Origin of the sequence: Mesorhizobium liriopis (assembly GCF_024053505.1) — a bacterium.
Classification (GTDB): Bacteria; Pseudomonadota; Alphaproteobacteria; order Rhizobiales; family Rhizobiaceae; genus Mesorhizobium_B; species Mesorhizobium_B liriopis.
Genome location: NZ_JAMXQS010000001.1, coordinates 86,510 through 108,357, shown reverse-complemented (window position 1 = coordinate 108,357; position 21,848 = coordinate 86,510). Strand labels below are relative to the sequence as shown.

At 64.8% G+C, this 21,848-nt stretch carries 19 protein-coding genes; 13 read left to right on the top strand and 6 right to left on the bottom strand.

The genetic code is table 11. From position 1 onward, the window contains the following. The first annotated feature begins 31 nt into the window (after positions 1-31). On the top strand, positions 32-1,603 hold the full coding sequence (locus NGM99_RS00535) for a trimethylamine methyltransferase family protein (RefSeq protein WP_252815097.1): 1,572 nt from the start codon (positions 32-34) through the stop codon (positions 1,601-1,603). 6 nt (positions 1,604-1,609) lie between these two features. On the opposite strand, the gene NGM99_RS00530 is transcribed toward NGM99_RS00535, so the two are convergent. Next, complete coding sequence (locus tag NGM99_RS00530; RefSeq protein WP_252815096.1) at positions 1,610-2,383, bottom strand: hypothetical protein; 774 nt, start codon at positions 2,381-2,383, stop codon at positions 1,610-1,612. A 442-nt stretch (positions 2,384-2,825) separates the two neighbouring features. Here NGM99_RS00530 and NGM99_RS00525 point away from each other — a divergent pair, with 442 nt between their 5' ends. Beyond that, complete coding sequence (locus NGM99_RS00525) at positions 2,826-3,083, top strand: hypothetical protein (protein ID WP_252815095.1); 258 nt, start codon at positions 2,826-2,828, stop codon at positions 3,081-3,083. 77 nt (positions 3,084-3,160) lie between these two features. Here NGM99_RS00525 and NGM99_RS00520 read toward each other — a convergent pair whose 3' ends face one another. The 5 genes from NGM99_RS00520 to NGM99_RS00500 all read right to left on the bottom strand — a co-directional run bounded on the left by NGM99_RS00520 (position 3,161) and on the right by NGM99_RS00500 (position 8,053). Continuing rightward, entirely contained in the window at positions 3,161-3,481 is a 321-nt protein-coding gene (locus NGM99_RS00520) for a hypothetical protein (protein ID WP_252815094.1), read from the bottom strand. A gap of 148 nt (positions 3,482-3,629) precedes the next feature. Then, on the bottom strand, positions 3,630-5,432 hold the full coding sequence (locus NGM99_RS00515; RefSeq protein ID WP_252815093.1) for an IlvD/Edd family dehydratase: 1,803 nt from the start codon (positions 5,430-5,432) through the stop codon (positions 3,630-3,632). A 102-nt stretch (positions 5,433-5,534) separates the two neighbouring features. Beyond that, the gene (locus NGM99_RS00510; RefSeq protein WP_252815092.1) at positions 5,535-6,734 is read right to left on the bottom strand and encodes an Mrp/NBP35 family ATP-binding protein; all 1,200 of its coding nucleotides are present in this window, start codon (positions 6,732-6,734) and stop codon (positions 5,535-5,537) included. Positions 6,735-6,803: 69 nt separating this feature from the next. After that, the gene (gene dmeF, locus NGM99_RS00505; protein WP_252815091.1) at positions 6,804-7,784 is read right to left on the bottom strand and encodes a CDF family Co(II)/Ni(II) efflux transporter DmeF; all 981 of its coding nucleotides are present in this window, start codon (positions 7,782-7,784) and stop codon (positions 6,804-6,806) included. Beyond that, the gene (locus NGM99_RS00500) at positions 7,781-8,053 is read right to left on the bottom strand and encodes a metal/formaldehyde-sensitive transcriptional repressor (protein ID WP_252815090.1); all 273 of its coding nucleotides are present in this window, start codon (positions 8,051-8,053) and stop codon (positions 7,781-7,783) included. Before NGM99_RS00500 ends, dmeF begins: the two co-directional genes overlap by 4 nt. Positions 8,054-8,176: 123 nt before the next feature. Here NGM99_RS00500 and NGM99_RS00495 point away from each other — a divergent pair, with 123 nt between their 5' ends. From NGM99_RS00495 to NGM99_RS00445, 11 genes are all read left to right on the top strand, one after another. Then, a complete protein-coding gene (locus tag NGM99_RS00495) occupies positions 8,177-9,079 on the top strand; it encodes a LysR family transcriptional regulator (protein ID WP_252815089.1) in 903 nt (300 codons plus the stop codon). Positions 9,080-9,185: 106 nt separating this feature from the next. Then, the gene (locus NGM99_RS00490) at positions 9,186-9,665 is read left to right on the top strand and encodes a formate dehydrogenase subunit gamma (protein ID WP_252815088.1); all 480 of its coding nucleotides are present in this window, start codon (positions 9,186-9,188) and stop codon (positions 9,663-9,665) included. Beyond that, positions 9,662-11,218 (top strand): formate dehydrogenase beta subunit, encoded by a 1,557-nt coding sequence (locus NGM99_RS00485; RefSeq protein ID WP_252815087.1) that lies wholly within the window; start codon positions 9,662-9,664, stop codon positions 11,216-11,218. Before NGM99_RS00490 ends, NGM99_RS00485 begins: the two co-directional genes overlap by 4 nt. Then, on the top strand, positions 11,215-11,475 hold the full coding sequence (locus NGM99_RS00480; RefSeq protein ID WP_252815086.1) for a DUF4287 domain-containing protein: 261 nt from the start codon (positions 11,215-11,217) through the stop codon (positions 11,473-11,475). Before NGM99_RS00485 ends, NGM99_RS00480 begins: the two co-directional genes overlap by 4 nt. Beyond that, a complete protein-coding gene (gene fdhF, locus NGM99_RS00475) occupies positions 11,459-14,350 on the top strand; it encodes a formate dehydrogenase subunit alpha (RefSeq protein ID WP_252815085.1) in 2,892 nt (963 codons plus the stop codon). Before NGM99_RS00480 ends, fdhF begins: the two co-directional genes overlap by 17 nt. Positions 14,351-14,390: 40 nt before the next feature. Then, positions 14,391-15,254 carry a formate dehydrogenase accessory sulfurtransferase FdhD gene (fdhD, locus tag NGM99_RS00470; RefSeq protein WP_252815084.1) on the top strand — a complete coding sequence of 288 codons (864 nt, stop codon included), beginning with the start codon at positions 14,391-14,393 and terminating at the stop codon, positions 15,252-15,254. A gap of 97 nt (positions 15,255-15,351) precedes the next feature. Beyond that, positions 15,352-15,660, top strand: a complete 309-nt coding sequence (locus NGM99_RS00465) for a formate dehydrogenase subunit delta (protein WP_252815795.1) — start codon at positions 15,352-15,354, stop codon at positions 15,658-15,660. 221 nt (positions 15,661-15,881) lie between these two features. Continuing rightward, the gene (locus tag NGM99_RS00460) at positions 15,882-17,534 is read left to right on the top strand and encodes an OFA family MFS transporter (RefSeq protein WP_252815083.1); all 1,653 of its coding nucleotides are present in this window, start codon (positions 15,882-15,884) and stop codon (positions 17,532-17,534) included. A 153-nt stretch (positions 17,535-17,687) separates the two neighbouring features. Then, on the top strand, positions 17,688-19,091 hold the full coding sequence (locus NGM99_RS00455) for a cytochrome c (RefSeq protein WP_252815082.1): 1,404 nt from the start codon (positions 17,688-17,690) through the stop codon (positions 19,089-19,091). Beyond that, complete coding sequence (locus NGM99_RS00450; RefSeq protein ID WP_252815081.1) at positions 19,082-19,555, top strand: (2Fe-2S)-binding protein; 474 nt, start codon at positions 19,082-19,084, stop codon at positions 19,553-19,555. Before NGM99_RS00455 ends, NGM99_RS00450 begins: the two co-directional genes overlap by 10 nt. Next, positions 19,552-21,810: a xanthine dehydrogenase family protein molybdopterin-binding subunit gene (locus tag NGM99_RS00445; protein WP_252815080.1), complete on the top strand. Its 2,259-nt coding sequence runs from the start codon at positions 19,552-19,554 to the stop codon at positions 21,808-21,810. The genes NGM99_RS00450 and NGM99_RS00445 overlap by 4 nt, the downstream gene beginning before the upstream one ends. Positions 21,811-21,848 lie beyond the last annotated feature (38 nt).

Below are 21,848 nucleotides of genomic sequence, written 5' to 3'. Positions count from 1 at the left end.
ACGCCAGGTCTCTCATGCGGGAAAGCAAGCGATGTCGATGACGGTGGAGAAGCCGGCGGGGGGAAGGCGATCAGGCGGGCGTGAGGCGCGGCGGGCATTGCGATCCGCGCCGCTGGCGGAAGATGTCCGCCCCATCCGGCCCGGCATGGAGGGCGGGCGCTACAGGCCGCTCGACCAGCGCGATCTCGAGCGCATCCATGAAGCCGTCCTGACGCTTCTCGAAACGGTCGGCTTTGCGAACGCCATCCCATCGGCCATCCAGGCGCTGAGGGGCGCGGGTGCCGAACTGGGCCAGGATGGGCGCATCCGTTTCCCGCGCCGGCTGGTTCTCGACACGATCGCCAAGGCCGCGCGCAACATCACGCTTCACGGGCAGGACCCGCGCCACGACATGCAGGTTGGCGGCACGCGCGTGCATTACGGCACGGCAGGTGCGGCCGTGCATGTGGTCGATGTGGAAAAGCGCGAATATCGCGAGTCGCTGCTTCAGGACATCTATGACGCCGCGCGCATCGTGGATGGCTGCGACAACATCCACTTCTTCCAGCGCCCCATGGTGCCGCGCGATATTCCCGATCCGCTCGATATGGACCTCAACACGCTTTACGCCTGCGTGATGGGCACGTCCAAGCATGTGGGCACGAGCTTCACGGTGCGCGAGAACGTCAAGCCTGCGCTCGACATGCTTTATGCCATTGCGGGCGGCGAGGAGAAATTCCGGGCGCGGCCCTTCGTGTCCAACTCCAACTGCTTCGTGGTGCCGCCCATGAAGTTCGCCGAGGACGCCTGCGGCGTGCTCGAAGCCTGCGTCGAAGGCGGCATCCCGATCCTCTTGCTTTCAGCCGGCCAGGCGGGCGCGACGGCGCCGGCCGCGATTGCGGGTGCGGTGGTGCAGGCGGTGGCGGAAGTTCTGGCGGGGCTCGTCTATGTGAACGCCATCAAGCCCGGCCATCCTTGCATCTTCGGCACATGGCCCTTCGTGTCCGACCTGCGCACCGGCGCGATGTCGGGCGGCTCGGCCGAGCAGGCGCTGCTGACCGCCGCCTGCGGGCAGATGGCGCAGTTCTACGACCTGCCGGGCGGCTCGGCGGCCGGCATGGCGGATGCCAAGCTGCCCGATATCCAGTCGGGTTACGAGAAGGGCATCACCAATGTGATGGCGGGACTGTCTGGCCTTAATCTCGTCTACGAGTCCGCCGGCATGCATGCCTCGCTGCTCGGCTTCTGCCTCGAAAGCCTCCTGATCGACAATGACATGCTCGGCCACTGCCAACGCTGCGTGCGCGGGATCGAGGTGACGGACGAAGCGCTTTCGGTCGAAACCATCGCGGATGTCTGCCTGAACGGGCCGGGCCACTATCTCGGCCACGAGCAGACGCTTTCGCTGATGCAGACGGAATATTTCTACCCCGCCATCGGCGATCGTTTCAGCCCCAAGGAATGGAACGAAAAGGGACGGCCGGACAGTTTGCAGCGCGCGATCGAGGAAAAGAAGCGCATCCTCGCGACCCGCTTTCCGCGCCACGTCTCGAAACAGACTGATGACGGTTTGCGCGCGCGGCATGCCAATATTCTCCTGCCGCGCAAGAGCCTGGGTTATTGAGGCGGATCAAAGCTCGCTGAAGTGGCGCTGCAGGCGGCCGAACAGCGAGGAGCGCTGATCATTCGGGTTGTAGCCGGTGAAAACCTTGGCTGCGGCGGTGGGCGCAGCGGATTCAGGCCTGTAGAGGACGGTCGCCTGCAGCGCCTTATCGGTTTCCACCACCGGCTGTGCGCTCGTTGGCGCCGAAGGCGTGGCGACCGGGAAAGCCGGCGGTTGAGCAGCCGGCGCTGCCGCCTCGCGTGCCGGGTCGTTCTGCCCGATGGCCAGCGTCACCTTCATCAGACCGCCCACGAAATCGGCGACGTCCGACTTCATCTGCGTGACCGTATCGGTGCTCTTGGTGCCAGGCATCGTGTAGGACGAGCCCATGGGCCGGCTCGGATCGGCCTGCTGGGCGTTTACCGAGCGCAGATTGTAGATCAGGCTGTCGAAATCGGCCTGGAGACCGTCGAGCGCGCTGTCGATGGCAGTCGGCGAAACGGACGAAGGGGCGGCGCTGCTCGATGCCTCGAAGGTTTCAGACGCCGCACCATAGGCCTCGGCGACATGGCGGGCGGAAGCCGTCGCACCGTTGCTGGAATTGTCGTTGTACTGCGAAAGAAAGGCGGCGAGTGCCTGAGACAGTTCGGCGGCGCCGCGAGACGGCGCGGCGGCCGGTGCCGAGTGGGACGGTGTTTCCCGGACGGTCGTGAGAGCAGGTGCCGTCGCGCTCGCCTCTTGCGGCGTGGCGGAAGGCCAGCGAACGAACGCTCCCTGCTCTCGCGCGATTGAAACGGACACCGAAACGACCCCTGTCTTGCGTTAGAATGGCCTTGCTCTTGAGCGAGATTTTTCTCACGCCAAAGCTTACCGGGGAATTGAAAAGCCGGCACAGATTCCCGAATCGGGCACGACCATGCTGGGATTCACCGGCAATGGTGAATCGGTTGCTGCCAACATGCGTCGAATTTGCTGATGCGAGGCTGGATCGAGAAGGCGATATGCTGGCGAAACGAAAAAAGCCCGCCGGTTGAGGCGGGCTGCTTTCGGTCCGCGCCCCTCGCAAAAGGGAAGAAAGCACTTCGCTTTCTTTTTATGCGGGGTCGGCCTTTCGGGGCCGTCCTCACTCGATGCGCATCCGCATGTAGACCATTCAGGCTTGCGTGAAGCTGACCGAAGCTTCTGGCCTCGGCGCATGCTTGTTCTATGATGCGTTGGAAGCTTCATTCAGGGTGATCGGGCCATGCGCGCGCGCGTTGTTTTTCTTCTTCTGACTGCCGCCGCGATCGGCGGCTGCACAACATTGAGCCCCGCGGAAGTCAGGCGGAACGACGAGATCCAGTGTCGCGATTACGGCTTCCGGCCCGGCACGGCGAGCTTCGCCGAATGCCTGCAACGCATCGATCTGGACCGACGCGCGGATCGCCGGGCCCGGCTCTACAATGACGGGCCGTTCGTGCGGGGCGGCATTATTTATGGCGGGTTCTACGACCGCTGGTAGGCAACAACGCGCCGACATGAAAAAGGGCCGGGACGCTTATGCGTCCCGGCCCTTCGTCTTCGCGTTTGTCGAACGGCTTAGTACACGTAACGGCCGTTGTGCGACTTCCGATAAATGTTGCGCGAAGCACGGTTCTGCTGGCGCTCGATCCGCTGGCGCTCGCGCCAGGTGATCACGCCGTCCCGCGCCGCGCGACGCTGGCTGCGATCGATGCGCTCCTGCTGGCGCATCAACCGGCGATATTCGCGCGGGGTGATCTCGCCACGGCGAAGCTGTCGTTCGATGCGATAGTCCTGACGGGCTTCACGCGCTTCCGAGCGATAGGTCTGCGCAAAGCTTGGCGCAGCGAATGTCGAGGCCATCGTGAGCGCCAGCGCGCCGATCATGAATGTCTTCATGGTATCAACTCCCTTTCACGGTCGGGGCCGATGGGCCGCCTGTGGCTTACGACCGATCAATCCCATCGAGCGCAAGCTTCGCGCCCCAACGATGAATGCCTCCTGAAGGATGCGTTCACCATGGGTCACGCCGCTGTGAGAGGCAGGATCAGTGATTGTCGCGTGGCACGCCGTTGCGGTGGGCGATATCCTGATATTTCGCGGCCGGCAGGAGGATGGCACCTTCCGCCATCTGGTTGACGAAGGTGCGCTGGATCTCCTGCCAGGGCGTCTGGTGGGCGGGGTATTTGTAGCCGCCCTCGGCCTGCAGTGCGGCCCGGCGCTGGGCCAGTTCCTCGTCCGAGATCAGGATATCGGCCCTGCCCGCCTTGAGATCGATACGCACGCGGTCGCCGGTACGCAGAAGGGCCAGGCCCCCGCCGGCCGCTGCTTCCGGCGAGGCGTTGAGGATCGAGGGCGAGCCCGAGGTGCCCGACTGGCGACCGTCGCCGATGCAGGGCAGCGCGTGGATGCCCTTCTTGATGAGGTAGGCCGGCGGCTGCATGTTCACGACCTCGGCCGCACCCGGATAACCGACAGGACCGGCGCCGCGCATGAAAAGGATCGTGTGCTCGTCGATGCCGAGCGCGGGATCGTCGATGCGGGCATGGTAGTCTTCCGGGCCGTCGAACACCATGGCAGGTCCTTCGAAGGCCATCGGGTCATCCGGATTCGACAAATAGCGCGTCTGGAATTCCTCCGAGATCACCGAGGTCTTCATGATCGCGGAATCGAACAGGTTGCCGCGCAGGTTGATGAAGCCGGCTTCCTTCTTCAGCGGGTCGGCAACGGAGCGGATGACCTCGTAATTCTCGGTCTTGATGTAGGACGAATTCTCGCCGATCGCCGCGCCGTTGGCGGTCAAGGCATTCGGATGCGGCAGGAGATCGGCCTTGATCAATTCGCGCACCACGGCCTGCACGCCGCCGGCATGGTGATAGTCCTCACCGAGATACTCGCCGGCCGGCTGGAGGTTCACGAGGAGCGGGATCTTGTGGCCGATGCGCTGCCAGTCGTCATTGTCGAGCGGCACCCCGAGATGGCGGGCGATGGCATTCAGGTGGATCGGCGCATTGGTCGAGCCGCCGATGGCGGAATTGACGACGATGGCATTCTCGAAAGCTTCGCGGGTCATGATGTCGGAAGGCTTCAGGTCTTCCTCCACCATGCCGACGATGCGGCGGCCCGTCTCGTAAGCGATCTGGCCGCGCTCACGATAGGGCGCGGGGATCGCGGCAGAGCCGGGCAGCTGCATGCCGAGCGCTTCGGCGAGTGAGTTCATCGTGGTCGCGGTGCCCATCGTGTTGCAATAGCCGACGCTGGGCGCGGACGACGACACGATCTGCATGAACTCCTCGTAGTCGATCTCGCCCGCGGAAAGGCGCTGACGCGACTCCCAGACGATGGTGCCCGAGCCCGTGCGCCGGCCCTTGTGCCAGCCGTTCAGCATCGGCCCGACGGAGAGCGCGATGGCGGGAATGTTGACGGTGGCCGCGCCCATCAGAAGGGCTGGCGTGGTCTTGTCGCAGCCGATGGTCAGCACCACGCCGTCGAGCGGATAGCCGTAAAGCACCTCGACGAGGCTGAGATAAGCCAGGTTGCGGTCGAGGCCGGCGGTGGGGCGCTTTCCCGTTTCCTGGATCGGGTGGCAGGGAAACTCGAGAACGATGCCGCCTTCCGACACGATGCCTTCGCGGACGCGCTTGGCAAGCTCGACATGGTGGCGGTTGCAGGGGCTCAGATCGGAGCCCGTCTGGGCGATGCCGATGATCGGCTTGCCCGATTGCAGCTCGGCGCGTGTCAGCCCGTAGTTGAGATAGCGCTCGAGATAGAGCGCGGTCATGCCCGGATTGTCGGGATTGTCGAACCACTCCTGCGAACGGAGCTTCTTCTTGGTGGCGTTGCCGGCCATGGCTGCGGTCCCATCCCGAAAAGTATGACTTTTGGGATGGGATAGATCAGCGCCCGGCGGTGAGCAAGGCGCATTTTGCCACTGAGGTTAGGGCGGGCCGCGCTACTCGAACACGATCGCCGGAGCGGCGTCGGCCTGCGCGACCTCATCGAGCCGCTCGAGAACCTTCCGCGCGATGGCGCGATAGGGTGCCGCCTCACGGCCATCCGGGTCGGCCGCCGTGACGGGTGTGCCCTGATCGGAGGTTTCGCGGATGCGCATCTCGATCGGCACTTCGCCGAGGAAAGCCGCGCCGATGCGGGCCGCTTCCTCGCGCGCGCCGCCATGGCCGAAGATGTCGTAGCGTTTGCCGGTATCGGGGGCCACGAAGTAGCTCATGTTCTCGACCAACCCAAGCACCGGCACATCGACCTTCTTGAACATGTTGAGGCCCTTGCGGGCATCGATCAGCGCCAGGTCCTGCGGGGTCGAGACGATGACGGCGCCGGCCAGCGGCACCTGCTGGGCCATGGTCAGTTGCGCGTCGCCGGTGCCGGGGGGCATATCGACCACGAGAATGTCGAGCGGCGCCCAATCGACCTCGCGCAACAGCTGCGAAAGTGCGGACATGACCATCGGCCCGCGCCAGATCATCGGCGTGTCTTCCTCGACGAGGAAGCCCATGCTCATGACTTTCACGCCATAGCGCTGCATCGGCTGGAGAATGCGCCCGTCGCGGGTTTCGGGCTTGCCGGAAAGGCCCATGAGGCGCGGCAGCGAGGGGCCGTAGATATCGGCATCGAGAATGCCGACTTGGCTGCCGGTGGCGGCCAGTGCGAGCGCGAGGTTGACGGCCGTGGTGGACTTGCCCACGCCGCCCTTGCCGGACGCGACCGCGATGATCTTCTCCACGCCGGGCACGCCGCGCCTGGACGCCTGAGGGCCCGACGGTGCCGCGGCGGGCGGATGAGCGTGGCCGTGATGCGCAGACCCACGCGCGGCAGGCGTCGGCTGGGGGCGTGCTGCCGGCATCGTGGGCTTGGGACGCGGCGGGGCGTTCTCCATGCCGCCGCCCTTGCGCTCGGCGGTGAGCGCCACCATCGCATCGGTGACACCTTCCATGCTCTTCACCGTGCGCTCGGCAGCGGCACGAAGAGGTTCGAGTTCCTTGGCGCGGGCCGCCGGAACCGTGATCGAGAAGAACACCTTGCTGTCGGCAATGAAGATATCGGACACCATGCCGAGCGCCACGATGTCATCTTCCAGATCGGGCCCGCGCACGGTTCGCAGGCGTTCGAGAACGGTTTCCTTGGTGACACTCATGACGCGAACTTTCGGCGAAACGGACGTTCGATCACATAAGGCAGATCGGCCTTTGCACCAAGCGCCGGCTCATGCGGCCTTTGGCTCGACCTCGATCGTCACATGGGACAGATCGTGGATATGGGCAAGCTTCTCGCGATAGTGCGAGGGCGCCATCGGGTTGTCAGATGTGAGCGCGACGATGGCGCCGTGATGGCCGGGGCCGAGCTGCCAGACATGGAGGTCCGTGATGCGGTCGCCTCCGGCCTCGACGGCCTGGCGGATTTCCGACGGAAGATCCTCGCTCGGCGGCACATAGTCGAGCAGCACGCCGCCGGCATCGCGAATGAGCCCCCACGACCAGCGCGCGATGACGAGCGCGCCGACCACGCCCATCAGCGGGTCGAGCCAGATCCAGCCGTAAAGGCTGCCGGCCAGAAGTGCGACGATGGCGAGAACGGAGGTCAGGGCGTCGGCGAGGACGTGGAGATAGGCGGCGCGGAGATTGTTGTCCCTGCCCCCGCCGTGGTGGTCATGCTCGTGATCGTGATGGTGGTCGTGACCGTGATGATGCCCATGGCCGCCACCGTGATGATGGTGGTCGTCGCGCAGAAGCCAGGCGCTGGCGAGATTGACCAGAAGGCCGACCACTGCGACGAGGATCGCCTGCGTGAAGTCGATGGGCACGGGCGAGCGGAAGCGCAGAAAGCTTTCCCAGCCGATCAGAAGTGCGATGAGCGCCAGCACCACGGCACTCGCGAAGCCGGCGAGATCGCCCATCTTGCCGGTGCCGAAGGTGAAGCGCGGGTTGCGCGCGTGTTTGCGGGCATAGAGATAGGCGAGCGCTGCGATCAGCATGGCCGCCGCATGGGTGGACATATGCCAGCCATCGGCGACCAATGCCATCGAGCCGTAGATCGTGCCGGCGACGATCTCGATCACCATCATGGAAGCGGTCAGCGCGATGACGAGCCATGTGCGCCGCTCGTTGCGACTGTGTTCGTCGCCCAGAAAGACGTGGTCGTGCGCGCCAGTCACCGGCGCGTGGTCATGATGATGGGCGGCGCTCATTTCAGATATCTCCGCACGACTTCGCTCAGTTCCGCGACGCCCTTTTCGCGGTCTGCTTCGCTCTCGGCATTCAGCACGTGCTCGCGCAGGTGATCGTCCATCAGTTCCGCGGTCAGGCCGTTGATGGCGCCACGCATGGAAGCGACGAGCATCAGCACGTCAGCGCAACCGATCTCGGCCTCGAGCGCACGCTCGACGGCATCGAGCTGACCGCGAAGGCGGCGCACGCGGGCGAGAAGCCTGGGCTTTTCGGAAACGAGATGGGACATCGGAACTTCCCTCGAGACGGCTAAAGATATAGGGGGTGGGGGTATATTTGTCGAGGCTTCTCGTGCGTCGCCATTGGCGCTATCCTGTTCGGCAATGACGCACGCTCTGCCCCTGCCCCGCGCATGATCGACAAGCTCGAAGCTTTCATCGCGCTCGCCCGTGAGCGGCATTTCGGGCGGGCGGCGGAAGAGCTGGGGGTGACGCAGCCCACACTTTCGGCAGCCATCAAGGCACTGGAGCAGGAGCTTGGCGTCACGCTGGTCAATCGCGGGTCCCGCTTTCAGGGCCTGACGGCGGAGGGCGAGCAGGTGCTGGGCTGGGCGCGGCGGATCGCAGGCGATGCGCGCGCCATGCGCGACGAGATGCGCGCGGCGCGCTCCGGTCTGTCGGGACGGCTGCGGATCGCGGCCATTCCGACGGCACTCGCCATGACGCCTCACATCACGACGCCCTTGCGCGCCAGGCATCCCGGCATCTCGTTTTCGATCCTGTCGCGGACGTCCGTGGAAATCCTGTCGCTGCTCGGGAACTTTGAGGTCGATGCCGGCCTGACCTATCTCGACAACGAGCCGCTGGGGCGCGTCGAAAGCATCCCGCTCTATTCAGAAGAGTATCGGCTGATCATCGCGTCCGGAAACCCTTACGCGGATGCGGACTCCGTATCATGGGCGGAAGTCGCGCAGCTGCCGCTCTGTCTTCTGACGCCGGACATGCAGAACCGGCGCATCATCGACCATCATCTGGCCGAGGCCGGATCGGAGGTCCGCCCGACACTTGAGTCCAATTCGATGATCGTGCTGTTTTCCCATATCCGAACCGGCAAATGGGCGTCGATCATGCCGCTCAACCTCGCGGAAACGCTGGGCTTCGCCGAAACCATCCGCGCGGTGCCGATCGTGAAACCCTATGCGCGGCATTCGGTCGGCTTGGTGATCGCGAGACGCGATCCGCATTCGCCGCTGGTTTCCGCCTTGATAGATGAAGCCCGATCGCTGAGCAAAATGCTGCAGCGCAATATAGAATAATTCGGTCGATTGATCGAAAAATCCTATCAAGCAACGATATTGCTTTATTGAATAGCGCGTCGAACTCTGCTTTCGTCCGATTGAGGAGACTTGGGGAGGGCGCTGCATGTCTTTGCAGCCTGCAAGTACCGAGGTGACTGAGCGCGTGGCGTCCGTGATCGACGCTTGCAAAGGCCTTGAAGGACCCATGCTTCCGATCCTGCACGGATTGCAGGAGGAGTTCGGCTATGTGCCGCCCGAAGCGCTGCCGATCGTGGCGGAGGCGCTCAATATCTCGCGCGCCGAGGCGCATGGCGTGATGACGTTCTACCATGACTACCGCACGCATCCGGCAGGACGGCACGTGTTGAAGGTGTGTCGCGCCGAGGCCTGCCAGGCAAGCGGCGGCGATATGGTGCTCGTGCAGTTGCAGGCCAAGCTCGGCATCGGGTTTCACCAGACGACGAGCGACGATGCGGTAACGCTGGAGCCCGTCTATTGCCTCGGTCTTTGCGCCTGCGCGCCGGCGGCCATGCTCGACGGGCAGGTGTTCGGCCGGCTCGACGCGGATGTGATCGACGAAATCGTGGACGAGGTGCGGCGATGAGCGTGCGCATCTATGTGCCGTGCGATTCGGCAGCGCTCGCACTCGGCGCCGACAAGGTGGCTGCTGCGGTCGAGCGGGAGATCGCCTCACGCGGGCTCGATGCCACGGTGGTGCGCAACGGCTCGCGCGGCATGGTCTGGCTGGAGCCGCTGGTCGAGATCGAGACGGCTGCGGGCCGCGTCGCCTACGGGCCGGTGAAGGCTGGCGATGTTGCCGGGCTTTTCGATGCCGGTCTCGTCGAGGGCGGCTCGCACCGGTTGTCGCTCGGCATCACCAACGACATTCCCTTTCTCAAGAACCAGACGCGCCTGACCTTCGCGCGCTGCGGGCTGACCGATCCGCTGTCGCTGGACGACTACCAGGCGCATGGCGGCTTGGCTGGGCTGAAGCGCGCGGTTGGGCTGACACCGACCGCAATCGTCGCGGAAGTGACCGAGTCAGGCCTTCGCGGGCGCGGCGGGGCAGGCTTTCCGACCGGCATCAAGTGGAAGACCGTGCTCGAAGCGGTGGATGACCGCAAATACATCGTCTGCAATGCGGATGAAGGCGACAGCGGGACCTTCGCCGACCGCATGATCATGGAGGGCGACCCGTTCGTTCTCATCGAAGGCATGGCGATCGCCGGCATCGCGACAGGGGCGACCAAGGGCTTCGTCTATATCCGCTCGGAATATCCTCACGCCATCAAGACGATGGAGCGGGCGATCCGCATCGCGCGGGCGGCGAAGATCCTGGGTCCCAGCGTGCTCGGCACCGCGAACAGCTTCGACATGGAAGTGCGCATGGGGGCCGGCGCCTATGTGTGCGGCGAGGAAACCTCGCTGCTGAACAGCCTCGAAGGCAAGCGTGGCGTCGTGCGCGCCAAGCCTCCCCTGCCCGCGCATAAGGGGCTCTTCAACAAGCCGACGGTGATCAACAACGTGATCTCGCTGGCGTCCGTGCCGGTGATCCTCGACCGTGGCGCGCAGTTCTACAAGGATTTCGGGCTTGGCCGCTCGCGCGGCACCATCCCGATCCAGATCGCGGGCAATGTCCGCTATGGCGGCCTCTTTGAGACGGCGTTCGGGCTGACGCTGGGCGAAATCGTCGAAAAGATCGGCGGCGGCACCGGGAGCGGTCGGCCGGTGAAGGCCGTGCAGGTGGGTGGACCGCTCGGCGCCTATTTTCCGCCGGCCCTCTTCGACACGCCTTTCGACTACGAAGCCTTCGCGGCCAAGGACGGGCTGATCGGGCATGCGGGCATCACCGTGTTCGACGACACCGCCGACATGCTGCATATGGCGCGTTTCGCGATGGAGTTCTGCGCGGCCGAAAGCTGCGGCAAGTGCACGCCGTGCCGGATCGGCTCGACACGCGGGGTCGAGACGCTGGACAAGGTTCGGATGGGCGTCGAGCCCGAGAAAAACCTCGCGCTCGTCGCCGACCTCTGCAACACGATGAAGTTCGGCTCGCTCTGTGCGCTGGGCGGCTTCACGCCCTATCCGGTGACGAGCGCGATGACGCATTTCCCGGAGGATTTCAGGCCTGCTCCAATGCGGGAGGCGGCGGAATGAGTGAAACCGCAAAGGTCAAAGGACCGGCGTCCTATTTTCCTTCAATCGAGAAGACCTATGGCAAGCCGATCCGCCATTGGCAGGGGCTGATCCGGTCTCAGACGGCCCTCAAGCATATGCAGATCGTCAACTGGCTGAAGTCCGAGCACGGCATCGGCCACGGACATGCCAACGCTCTCGTTGCCGCAACGCTCGCCGGGGAAACGGCGGGCACCAATCCACTAAGCTCAGGAGGCACTGATGGGTCTCGTTCCTGAAATCGACTTCGGCACCCCGGCTTCCCGGTCGGAAAAGCTCGTTTCCCTTTCCATCGACGGAAAGACAATCACCGTGCCCGAGGGCACCTCGATCATGCGCGCCTCGAAGGAGGCCGGTATTTCGGTGCCGAAGCTTTGCGCGACCGATATGGTGGATGCCTTCGGCTCCTGCCGCCTCTGTCTGGTCGAGATCGAAGGCCGTCCGGGCACGCCGGCTTCCTGCACGACGCCGGTCGGGCCCGGCATGGTGGTGCACACGCAGACCTCGCGGCTGAAGGACATCCGCAAGGGCGTGATGGAGCTTTACATCTCCGATCACCCGCTGGACTGCCTCACTTGCGCGGCTAATGGCGACTGCGAATTGCAGGACATGGCAGGCGCGGTCGGCCTGCGCGATGTGCGCTACGGCTATGAGGGCGAGAACCATGTGAAGGCGCGCCAAGCCAATGGCGACGGGGTCGGCGTCAATTTCAACTGGTTGCCCAAGGACGAGTCCAATCCCTATTTCACCTACGATCCATCCAAATGCATCGTGTGCTCGCGCTGCGTGCGGGCCTGCGAGGAAGTGCAGGGCACCTTCGCGCTGACCATCGAAGGGCGCGGCTTCGGCTCGCGCGTGTCGCCGGGCCAGCACGAGGCTTTCGTCGAATCCGAATGCGTGTCCTGCGGCGCCTGCGTGCAGGCCTGCCCGACCGCGACGCTGACAGAAAAGAGTGTGATCCGGATCGGCCAGCCCGAGCATTCGGTGGTCACCACCTGCGCCTATTGCGGCGTCGGCTGCTCGTTCAAGGCCGAGATGCGCGGCGAGGAACTGGTCCGCATGGTGCCGTGGAAGGATGGCCAGGCCAATCGCGGCCACTCCTGCGTCAAGGGCCGCTTCGCCTATGGCTATTCGACCCACCGCGACCGCATCCTGAACCCGATGATCCGCGAGAAGATCTCGGATCCGTGGCGCGAGGTCTCGTGGGAAGAGGCGCTGGCGCATACGGCTTCCGAGTTCCGTCGCATCCAGTACCAGTATGGGCGCGAGTCCATCGGTGGCATCACGTCCTCGCGCTGCACGAATGAGGAAACCTATCTCGTTCAGAAGCTGATCCGCGCGGGCTTCCGCAACAACAATGTCGACACCTGCGCGCGCGTCTGCCACTCGCCGACGGGCTATGGCCTGGGCCAGACCTATGGCACTTCGGCGGGCACGCAGAACTTCGACTCGGTCGAGGATGTCGATGTGGCCGTCATCATCGGCGCCAATCCGACCGACGGTCACCCGGTCTTCGCCTCGCGGCTCAAGAAGCGGCTGCGGCAGGGTGCCAAGCTGATCGTGATCGATCCGCGCCGCATCGACATGGTGAAATCAGCGCATATCGCGGCCGACTATCATCTGCAGCTTCGCCCCGGCACGAATGTCGCCGTGGTGACCGCACTCGGCCATGTGATCGTTTCGGAAGGCCTCTACGACGAAGCGTTCGTCCGCTCGCGCTGCGACTGGGACGAGTTCCAGGACTGGGCCGAGTTCGTGTCCGACGAGCGCCACAGCCCGGAGGCGACCGAGGCGCTGACCGGCGTGCCGGCCGAAACCCTGCGCGGGGCTGCACGGCTTTATGCGCGCGGCGGCAATGGCGCGATCTATTACGGGCTGGGCGTGACCGAGCACTCTCAAGGCTCGACTACGGTGATCGGCATCGCGAACCTCGCGATGGCCACTGGCAATATCGGACGTCCGGGCGTGGGCGTGAACCCGTTGCGCGGGCAGAACAACGTGCAGGGGTCGTGCGACATGGGCTCGTTCCCGCACGAATTGCCGGGCTACCGCCACGTTTCAGACGACGCCACGCGCGACATCTTCGAGAAGCTCTGGGGCGTGGAAATCTCCGACGAGCCGGGACTGCGCATCCCGAACATGCTGGATGCCGCCGTCGATGGCTCGTTCAAGGGCATCTACATCCAGGGCGAGGATATTCTTCAGTCCGACCCCGACACCAAGCACGTCTCGGCGGGCCTCGCCGCGATGGAATGCGTGGTGGTGCAGGACCTGTTCCTCAACGAGACGGCGAACTACGCGCATGTCTTCCTGCCCGGTTCGACATTCCTCGAAAAGGACGGGACCTTCACGAATGCCGAACGGCGCATCAACCGCGTCCGCCGCGTGATGAGCCCGAAGAACGGCTATGCGGATTGGGAGGTGACGCAGAACCTGGCGAAGGCCATGGGGCTCGACTGGAACTACTCCCATCCGAGCCAGATCATGGACGAGATCGCGGCGACCACGCCGACCTTCAGCAAGGTCTCTTATGCCTATCTCGAAGAGATCGGCTCGGTGCAGTGGCCCTGCAACGAGAAGGTGCCTCTCGGCTCGCCCATCATGCATGTGGACGGCTTCGTGCGCGGCAAGGGCAAGTTCATCCGCACCGAATATGTGGCGACCGACGAAAAGACCGGCCCGCGCTTCCCGCTCCTGCTGACCACGGGACGCATTCTCTCGCAGTACAATGTCGGTGCGCAGACACGGCGCACGGAGAATGTCGTGTGGCACGAGGAAGACCGGCTCGAGATCCATCCGCACGATGCCGAAAACCGTGGCCTGCGCGATGGCGACTGGGTGCGGCTGGCGTCCCGCGCGGGCGAGACGACCCTGCGCGCGACGATCACCGATCGCGTTTCGCCGGGCGTGGTCTATACGACCTTCCACCATCCCGACACGCAGGCCAATGTGATCACGACCGACTTCTCCGACTGGGCCACCAACTGCCCCGAATACAAGGTGACGGCCGTTCAGGTCTCGCCGTCCAACGGGCCGTCGCACTGGCAGGAAGAATACGACGCGCTCGCACGGCGCTCGCGGCGGATCGAGGGACGATTGGAAGCGGCCGAGTGAGGGCGGCCGCGACGTCCTTATCACGAGAGGCAAACTCCCTTTGAGCCGCCCTCCCCTTACGACCGCATCTCGTTTCGCGCAGCGGGTCGAAAAGAACTTCACCGCCGAGCGCACAATCCCCGAGGAAACGCCTGTTGCGCTGTCCTATGGTGGGACGACGCATGCGGTGATGATGGCGTCGCCTGCCGATCTGCATGATTTCGCGCTGGGCTTCTCGCTGACCGAAGGCGTCATTCGCTCGCCCGGAGAGATCGAGGAAATCGCCATCGAGGAGGCCGGTGCCGGGATCGATATCCAGATCAGCCTTCGCGAAGGCGCATCGGAAAAGTTTCAGGCGCGGCGGCGGCGCTTGGCGGGACCGGTGGGATGCGGGCTTTGCGGGATCGAGTCGATCGACGAGGCGATGCGCAGCGTGCCTTCCGTCGTGGGCGGATTGAGACTGTCGGCCGCGCAGGTGGCAGAAGCGGTGAGGCTTTTGTCCGAAAAGCAGCCATTTCATCGCCAGACGGGCGCGGTGCACGCGGCGGGCTTCTATGTGCCACGCCAGGGCATTGTCGCAGCACGCGAGGATGTCGGGCGGCACAATGCGCTGGACAAGCTCGCCGGGGCGCTGGCGAGCGAGGGAATCGAAGGCGCGAGCGGAGCCGTGGTCGTTACCAGCCGCGTGTCCGTCGAGATGGTGCAGAAGACGGCGGCCATCGGTGCGTCGATGCTGATCGCGGTTTCGGCTCCCACCGCGCTCGCGGTGCGCACGGCGGATGGTGCCGGCATCACGCTTTGCGCGCTGGTGCGGGGCGATGAGTTCGACCTCTTCACCCATTCCGAGCGGATTGCGCCGTTGCTGGAGGACAAAGGCCCGACCGGGCGGGAGGCGGGGCAAGAGGATGTCAGCGATGCAGCCTGAGCAGATGGAAGCGCAGTGGGGCCAGAACGAGGCGGAAGAGCAGGACCGCGGCGCGCAGGCGCATCCTGCCCACTCGGTTCACGCCAAGCTGATCCGCATGGCCAACCAGATCGCGACCTTCTTCGACTCGCAGAAGCCCGAAAATCGCGCGGAAGGTGTGGCGACCCATATCAACAAGTTCTGGGAGCCGCGCATGCGCAAGGCGCTGTTCGCTTGTCTGGACGATGGCGGAGAGGGCCTGCACCCGCTGGTGCGCGATGCTGCCCCCCTCATCCGTCGCCCTCATGCCGATCCGGATACGGGTTCAGGCACCGGCATGGACACGACCCAAGGCGCGCCCGAAGGCAAAGGCACGGCCATGGGCGAGAACAAGGGCGACACCAATTTTCCGGAGCACCGATCCTAGAGCTGGCTGTGGATCAGGAACGTGTCTTGTGTCAGATGAACCGGGATCGAACCGCTGAACGGCAGGTTCGGCCTTGGTTCGGCAGATCGATACGGACAGCACAAGACGCGTTCGTGATCCACCTAAGGCCCTAGCGGGCAACTGAAATCTTTCCAACAGCGGACGCGTTGGGAACGGGATTGACGCAATTCCGCACATCCATTGCAGAGAGGGCTTAGACAATGGCAGTATCCGGGCTGGCGGGGGCCGGCACATCGAACGCGGGACTACTCGACCGGGAGCGCATCGTCGCCAGACCCGGTTTCAACCGGTGGCTGGTTCCGCCGGCGGCTTTGGCCATCCACCTCTGTATCGGCATGGCTTACGGCTTCAGCGTGTTCTGGCTGCCGCTGTCGCGTGCGGTCGGGATCGACCAGCCGGCGGCATGTGACGGGCTGACGCTCGCATCGGCCTTGTTCACCACCAGCTGCGACTGGCGCGTGGCCGATCTCGGCTGGATGTATACGCTGTTCTTCGTGCTGCTCGGCTGCTCGGCGGCGATCTGGGGCGGCTGGCTGGAGCGCGTGGGTCCGCGCAAGGCGGGCTTCGTATCGGCGCTCTGCTGGTGCGGCGGCATTCTGGTGGCAGCCCTCGGCGTCTACCTGCACCAGCTCTGGCTGATGTGGCTGGGTGCCGGCGTGATCGGCGGCATCGGCCTGGGCCTCGGCTACATCTCGCCCGTTTCGACGCTCATCAAATGGTTTCCCGACCGTCGCGGCATGGCGACCGGCATGGCGATCATGGGCTTCGGCGGCGGGGCGATGATCGGTGCGCCCCTGGCCGACATGCTGATGAACAGCTTCAAGTCGGCGGAATCCGTCGGCGTCTGGCAAACCTTCGTCGTGATGGCGGCGATCTATTTCGTGTTCATGATGGCCGGCGCTTTCGGCTATCGCATCCCACCCGCAGGCTGGCGGCCCGAAGGGTGGACGGCGCCAGCGGCGCGCGGCACGATGGTGACCGCCGGCCATGTGCACCTGCGCGACGCCCACAAGACCAAGCAGTTCTGGCTGATCTGGGCCGTGCTCTGCCTCAACGTCTCGGCGGGCATCGGCGTGCTCGGCATGGCCTCGCCCATGCTGCAGGAAATCTTCGGGGGACGCCTGATCGGCCTGCCCGAGCTTTCCTTCTCCCAGCTCGACACCTCGCAGAAGGCTTCGATCGCGGCGATTGCCGCCGGCTTCACCGGCCTGCTCTCGCTTTTCAACATCGGCGGGCGCTTCTTCTGGGCCTCGCTGTCTGACAAGCTCGGACGCAAGAACACCTATTACTGCTTCTTCATCATCGGCATCGTGCTCTACGCGCTCGCGCCGACCTTTGCGGAGAGCGGCAACAAGGTGCTGTTCGTGCTCGCCTTCGGCATCATCCTGTCGATGTATGGCGGCGGTTTTGCCACCGTGCCGGCCTACTTGGCCGACATTTTCGGCACGCAGTTCGTGGGGGCCATCCATGGGCGCCTGCTGACGGCATGGTCGACGGCCGGCATCGTGGGCCCGGTGGTGGTGAACTACATTCGCGAGGCACAGGTCGCGGCCGGCGTGTCGGGCCCCGCACTCTACAGCGGAACGATGTACATTCTCGCCGGCATGCTGGCGCTGGGTCTCGTCGCGAACGCGCTGGTCAGGCCGCTCGACGAGAAGTGGTTCATGTCCAAGGAAGAGGTCGCAGCCTTGCAGGCCAAGACGGTGGCGGCGAATGCCGGACCAACGGGCTCGTTCGGCATTGGAACGGGCGGCTTCGACGCCAAGGCCATGCTGGCATGGGCAGCGGTCGGCATTCCGATCCTGTGGGGCGTGTGGATCACGCTGCAGAAGGCGGCAGTGCTGTTCGGCTGATTTTCAGTGGGGCGCCTTTCGGGGCGCCCTTTTCCATGACCGCTCCTGCTTCACACCCGCGTTATTCGCGCAGCGAACAACGCAACCAACCTGCCGAGATTACGTTCGCTCTTTTCCCAAGCCAGTTTCAGCCACGGGAGATGATCTCGCTCCATGCGCTTCGGCCGCATCTTCCTCGGGCTTACGGTCCTTGTTCTCATCGCCGTGGGCGGCTTCGTCGCTTATGCCTGGAAAAGTGAGATCCCTGCTCAAGAAGCGCAACTGCAGATCGACCCGGCGCTCCGTGCGAGGGGCGAGCAGCTTGCGGCGATCGGCAATTGCGTGACGTGCCACACCGCACCCGGCGGCAAGCCTTTCGCAGGGGGGCTGGCGCTCAATACGCCATTCGGCACGATCCATTCCACCAACATCACACCGGACCGGAACAGCGGTATCGGCACTTGGTCGGAAGCTGCGTTCGGGCGCTCGATGCGCGAGGGCGTGGATCGGGAAGGCAACCACCTCTATCCGGCTTTCCCTTATGACCACTTCACGCTGGTGAGTGACGAGGACAACCGGGCCCTTTACGCCTATCTGATGTCGCTTCCGGCGGTGGATGCGCCGACGCCCGGAAACAGCCTCCCCTTCCCCATCAATCACCGCATGCTCGTGGCAGGCTGGAAGATGCTTTTCTTCAGGCCCGGCGCCTATCAGCCGGATGCCGCGCATGACGCGGCGTGGAACCAGGGAAAATATCTGGCGGAGGGTCTTGGCCATTGTGGCGCCTGCCACACGCCACGCAATGCCTTGGGCGCGGAGATCGCCGAGCAGCATTGGGACGGGGCCGAACTCGAGGGCTGGCATGCTTATGCCATCAACGAGAAGTCGCCCGCGCCGGTGCCGTGGGACAAAGAGAAGCTCGCCTTCTATCTCGCCAACGGGTTTCAGCAGATCCGTGGCGTGTCACGCGGCACCATGGCGCCGGTCACGACCAATCTCGGCGTGGCGGCGCCCGAAGATGTTTCCGCGCTCGCAGCCTATGTCGCCGACCGCATGGGCACGCCTTCGCCTGAACGGATCGCTAAGGGCGAACAGGCATTGGCGAAAGCCGGGGAGACGAGCGAGGCCACGCCGGCCTCTGCGGCACCGACTGCCGACAGCCAAGCCATCCCCTCTTCCGCTAGCGCACGCGGCCAGGCCATCTATCAATCCGCTTGTGCGTCCTGCCACGAAAGCGGACGCGCCCTGCCGCATGGCGGCCTAAACTTTCATTTGAGCACGGCGGTCAACGCACCGAGCCCGCAGAACATCATCAATGTTTCGCTTTACGGGTTGCCCGCGCCGGAAGGCGAAGGCGGGCCGATCATGCCCGGCTTCGCGGGCGCACTCGATGCGGGTCAGCTGACCGACCTCATCGCCTATCTGCGCGAGGAGTTTTCCGACCAGCCGGCTTGGCCCGACCTTTCGACGCGCGTCGAGGACACGATATCGGGCAAGACGCGCGTGCCGCTCTACCGCTCGGATGGCACGGCTGCCTCTCCGACCGATTCCAGCGTGAGGACGACGCCATGGCTGTGACGCTGCGTGTGAACGGCAAGGAGCAGAGCGTCGAGACCGAGCCGGATACGCCACTGCTCTATGTTCTGCGCGACGATCTCGCGCTCAATGGCGCGAAATATGGCTGCGGGCTCGGGCAATGCGGGGCGTGCACGGTGCTTGTGGACGATAAGCCCGTTCTGTCATGCCTGACGCCGCTGATGCTTCTCGAGGGCCGTTCGATCACGACCGTCGAAGGCTTGGGCACGGTCGGGAAGCCGGGACCGATGCAACAGGCCTTCATCGAGGAGCAGGCGGCGCAGTGCGGCTACTGCATTCCCGGCATGATGATGCGGGCGGAAGCGCTTGTGCGGCGCAATCCAGACGCGGGCGACACTGAAATCCGCGATGCGCTGGAAGCCAATCTCTGCCGTTGCGGGACGCATTCGCGCATCCTGAAGGCCGTGGCGCGGGCACGCGATCTCAAGCGTGGAGGCGGCGCATGAACGCCCTTTCCCGACGTGGGCTTCTGAAAGGCGCGGGCGCGCTCGTCGTTTCTTTCTCTATGAGCCGCGCCTTCGCGCAGGAGGGCGAGGTCGCAGGCGGCGCGCCGAAGGAGGCTGTGCCCGAGCTACCCGGTGCGCTGGCGCAAAGCCCCTTCCTCGACTCGTGGATCAGGATCGAGGCGGACGGTTCGATCAAGGTGTTCACCGGCAAGGCCGAACTCGGCCAAGGCGTGAAGACGGCCATCCTGCAGGTGGCGGCAGAAGAACTGGAGGTGGAGCCGCGCGCCATCGAGATGATCACGGCCGATACGGGCCAGACACCGAACGAGGGCTACACGGCCGGCAGCCAGTCCATGCCGAATTCGGCGACCGCCGTGCGCAATGCGGCGGCCCAGGCCCGCGCGCTTCTGATCGGCCAAGCTGCGGGCCGATGGAGCCTCGACCCCGCTACCTTGCGGGCCGAAAACGGCTCGGTGATCGCGCCGAACGGTGAAACGCTGAGCTATGGCGCGCTCGTGTCCAGCACGCTTCTGCATGTGGAAGCGCAGCCGCAGAGCCCGCTCAAGGCGCCCGACCAGCTCAGGCAGATCGGCCAGTCGATGCAGCGCATCGACATTCCGGGCAAGGTGACGGGCGGCGAGGCCTATGTGCAGGACATGCGCATGACGGGCATGGTTCATGCGCGCGTGGTGCGCCCGCCAAGCTATGGCGCACAGCTTCAGGCTGTCGACACGGCAGGCGTGGACGCGATGCCGGGTGTCGTCGGCGTGGTGCGCGACGGCGATTTTCTGGCGGTGGTGGCCGATAAGGAATTCCGCGCGATCAAGGCCATGCGCATGCTCGCCAAGGCTGCGCAATGGAGCGAGAGCGAAACGCTTCCCGACAGCTCGGCCCTGCCCGACTTCCTGCGGCAGCTGCCGCGCGAGGACGGCACGGTGGCGAGCGAAGGGACGCCTGTTCCATCCGCCCACACCTATGAGGCGAGCTTCACGCGGCCCTATCAGGCGCATGGTTCGATCGGGCCCTCATGTGCCGTGGCGCTTTGGGAAGACGAGCGCATGACGGTGTGGTCGCACACGCAGGGCGTCTATCCGGACCAGAAGGCAATCGGCGAGATGCTGGAACTGGGGCCCGATCGCTTGCGCGTGGTTCATCGCGAGGGCTCGGGCTGCTACGGCCATAACGGAGCGGACGATGCGGCAGCGGACGCCGCGCTGATCGCTCAACGCTTTCCGGGCCGCCCCGTGCGCGTGCAATGGATGCGCGAGCAGGAACATGGCTGGGAGCCTCTCGGGCCGGCCATGGTCACCCAAGTGCGTGCCGGCATCGATGCTTCGGGCCAAATCAGCGAGTGGAACTACGAGCTGTGGTCGAACACCCATTCGACGCGCCCCGGCCCGGCCGGCGCACTGCTCGCGGGCCGGCACAGCGCCAAACGCTTCGCGCCGGAAGAGCCGGAACTCGAGATCACCAAGTCGGGCAATGGCGACCGCAATTCCGTGCCGCTTTATGTGTCGCCCTCGAAACAGGTGGTGTGGCATTTCCTCAAGGACATGCCCCTACGCGTTTCCGCGCTTCGCGGGCTCGGCGCCTATGCGAATGTATTTTCCATCGAGTCCACGATGGACGAACTGGCGCTGCTGGCGAAAACCGATCCCGTCGCGTTCCGCTTGAAGCATCTCGAAGACCTACGCGCGAAAGCCGTGGTCGAGGAGGCTGCGACACGGTTCGGCTGGTCGAACGAGCCCTTGCCGCAGAATACGGGGCGGGGCTTCGGCTTTGCGCGTTACAAGAATTTCGCGGCCTATTGCGCGATCGCGCTGGAGGCAGAGATCGATCCGATTTCAGGACGCGTGCAGGTCAAGCGCGTGGTGAGTGCCATCGACAGCGGGCAAGCCGTGAACCCGGACGGCATCCGCAACCAGACCGAGGGCGGCATCCTGCAGTCACTCTCTTGGACCTTATTCGAGGCCGTGCCCTTCGACCGCACGCGGGTGACGGGCATCGACTGGTCCACCTATCCGATCCTTCGCTTCAGCGGCGTGCCGGCTTCGGTCGAGGTCCATGTGATCGACCGTCCGGGAGAGCCTTTCCTGGGCTCGGGCGAGGCCGCACAGGGGCCGATGGCCGGTGCAATCGCCAATGCGATCCGCCATGCGACGGGCCTGCGCCTGACCGACCTGCCCTTCTCGCGCGAGCGCGTGCGGGCAGCGCTGATGCAGGCTGCGGGAACCGAGCTTACGCAAAACGGTTGATGGCGGCGAAGGAGGCGCTGCCATGCCAGCCAACCCGC

Coding starts and splice junctions, on each gene's coding strand:
- NGM99_RS00535 (WP_252815097.1), top strand. CDS start 32: ATGTCGATGACGGTGGAGAAGCCGGCGGGGGGAAGGCGATCAGGCGGG.
- NGM99_RS00525 (WP_252815095.1), top strand. CDS start 2,826: ATGCGCGCGCGCGTTGTTTTTCTTCTTCTGACTGCCGCCGCGATCGGC.
- NGM99_RS00520 (WP_252815094.1), bottom strand. CDS start 3,481: ATGAAGACATTCATGATCGGCGCGCTGGCGCTCACGATGGCCTCGACA.
- NGM99_RS00515 (WP_252815093.1), bottom strand. CDS start 5,432: ATGGCCGGCAACGCCACCAAGAAGAAGCTCCGTTCGCAGGAGTGGTTC.
- NGM99_RS00510 (WP_252815092.1), bottom strand. CDS start 6,734: ATGAGTGTCACCAAGGAAACCGTTCTCGAACGCCTGCGAACCGTGCGC.
- dmeF (WP_252815091.1), bottom strand. CDS start 7,784: ATGAGCGCCGCCCATCATCATGACCACGCGCCGGTGACTGGCGCGCAC.
- NGM99_RS00500 (WP_252815090.1), bottom strand. CDS start 8,053: ATGTCCCATCTCGTTTCCGAAAAGCCCAGGCTTCTCGCCCGCGTGCGC.
- NGM99_RS00495 (WP_252815089.1), top strand. CDS start 8,177: ATGATCGACAAGCTCGAAGCTTTCATCGCGCTCGCCCGTGAGCGGCAT.
- NGM99_RS00490 (WP_252815088.1), top strand. CDS start 9,186: ATGTCTTTGCAGCCTGCAAGTACCGAGGTGACTGAGCGCGTGGCGTCC.
- NGM99_RS00485 (WP_252815087.1), top strand. CDS start 9,662: ATGAGCGTGCGCATCTATGTGCCGTGCGATTCGGCAGCGCTCGCACTC.
- NGM99_RS00480 (WP_252815086.1), top strand. CDS start 11,215: ATGAGTGAAACCGCAAAGGTCAAAGGACCGGCGTCCTATTTTCCTTCA.
- fdhF (WP_252815085.1), top strand. CDS start 11,459: ATGGGTCTCGTTCCTGAAATCGACTTCGGCACCCCGGCTTCCCGGTCG.
- NGM99_RS00465 (WP_252815795.1), top strand. CDS start 15,352: ATGGCCAACCAGATCGCGACCTTCTTCGACTCGCAGAAGCCCGAAAAT.
- NGM99_RS00460 (WP_252815083.1), top strand. CDS start 15,882: ATGGCAGTATCCGGGCTGGCGGGGGCCGGCACATCGAACGCGGGACTA.
- NGM99_RS00455 (WP_252815082.1), top strand. CDS start 17,688: ATGCGCTTCGGCCGCATCTTCCTCGGGCTTACGGTCCTTGTTCTCATC.
- NGM99_RS00450 (WP_252815081.1), top strand. CDS start 19,082: ATGGCTGTGACGCTGCGTGTGAACGGCAAGGAGCAGAGCGTCGAGACC.
- NGM99_RS00445 (WP_252815080.1), top strand. CDS start 19,552: ATGAACGCCCTTTCCCGACGTGGGCTTCTGAAAGGCGCGGGCGCGCTC.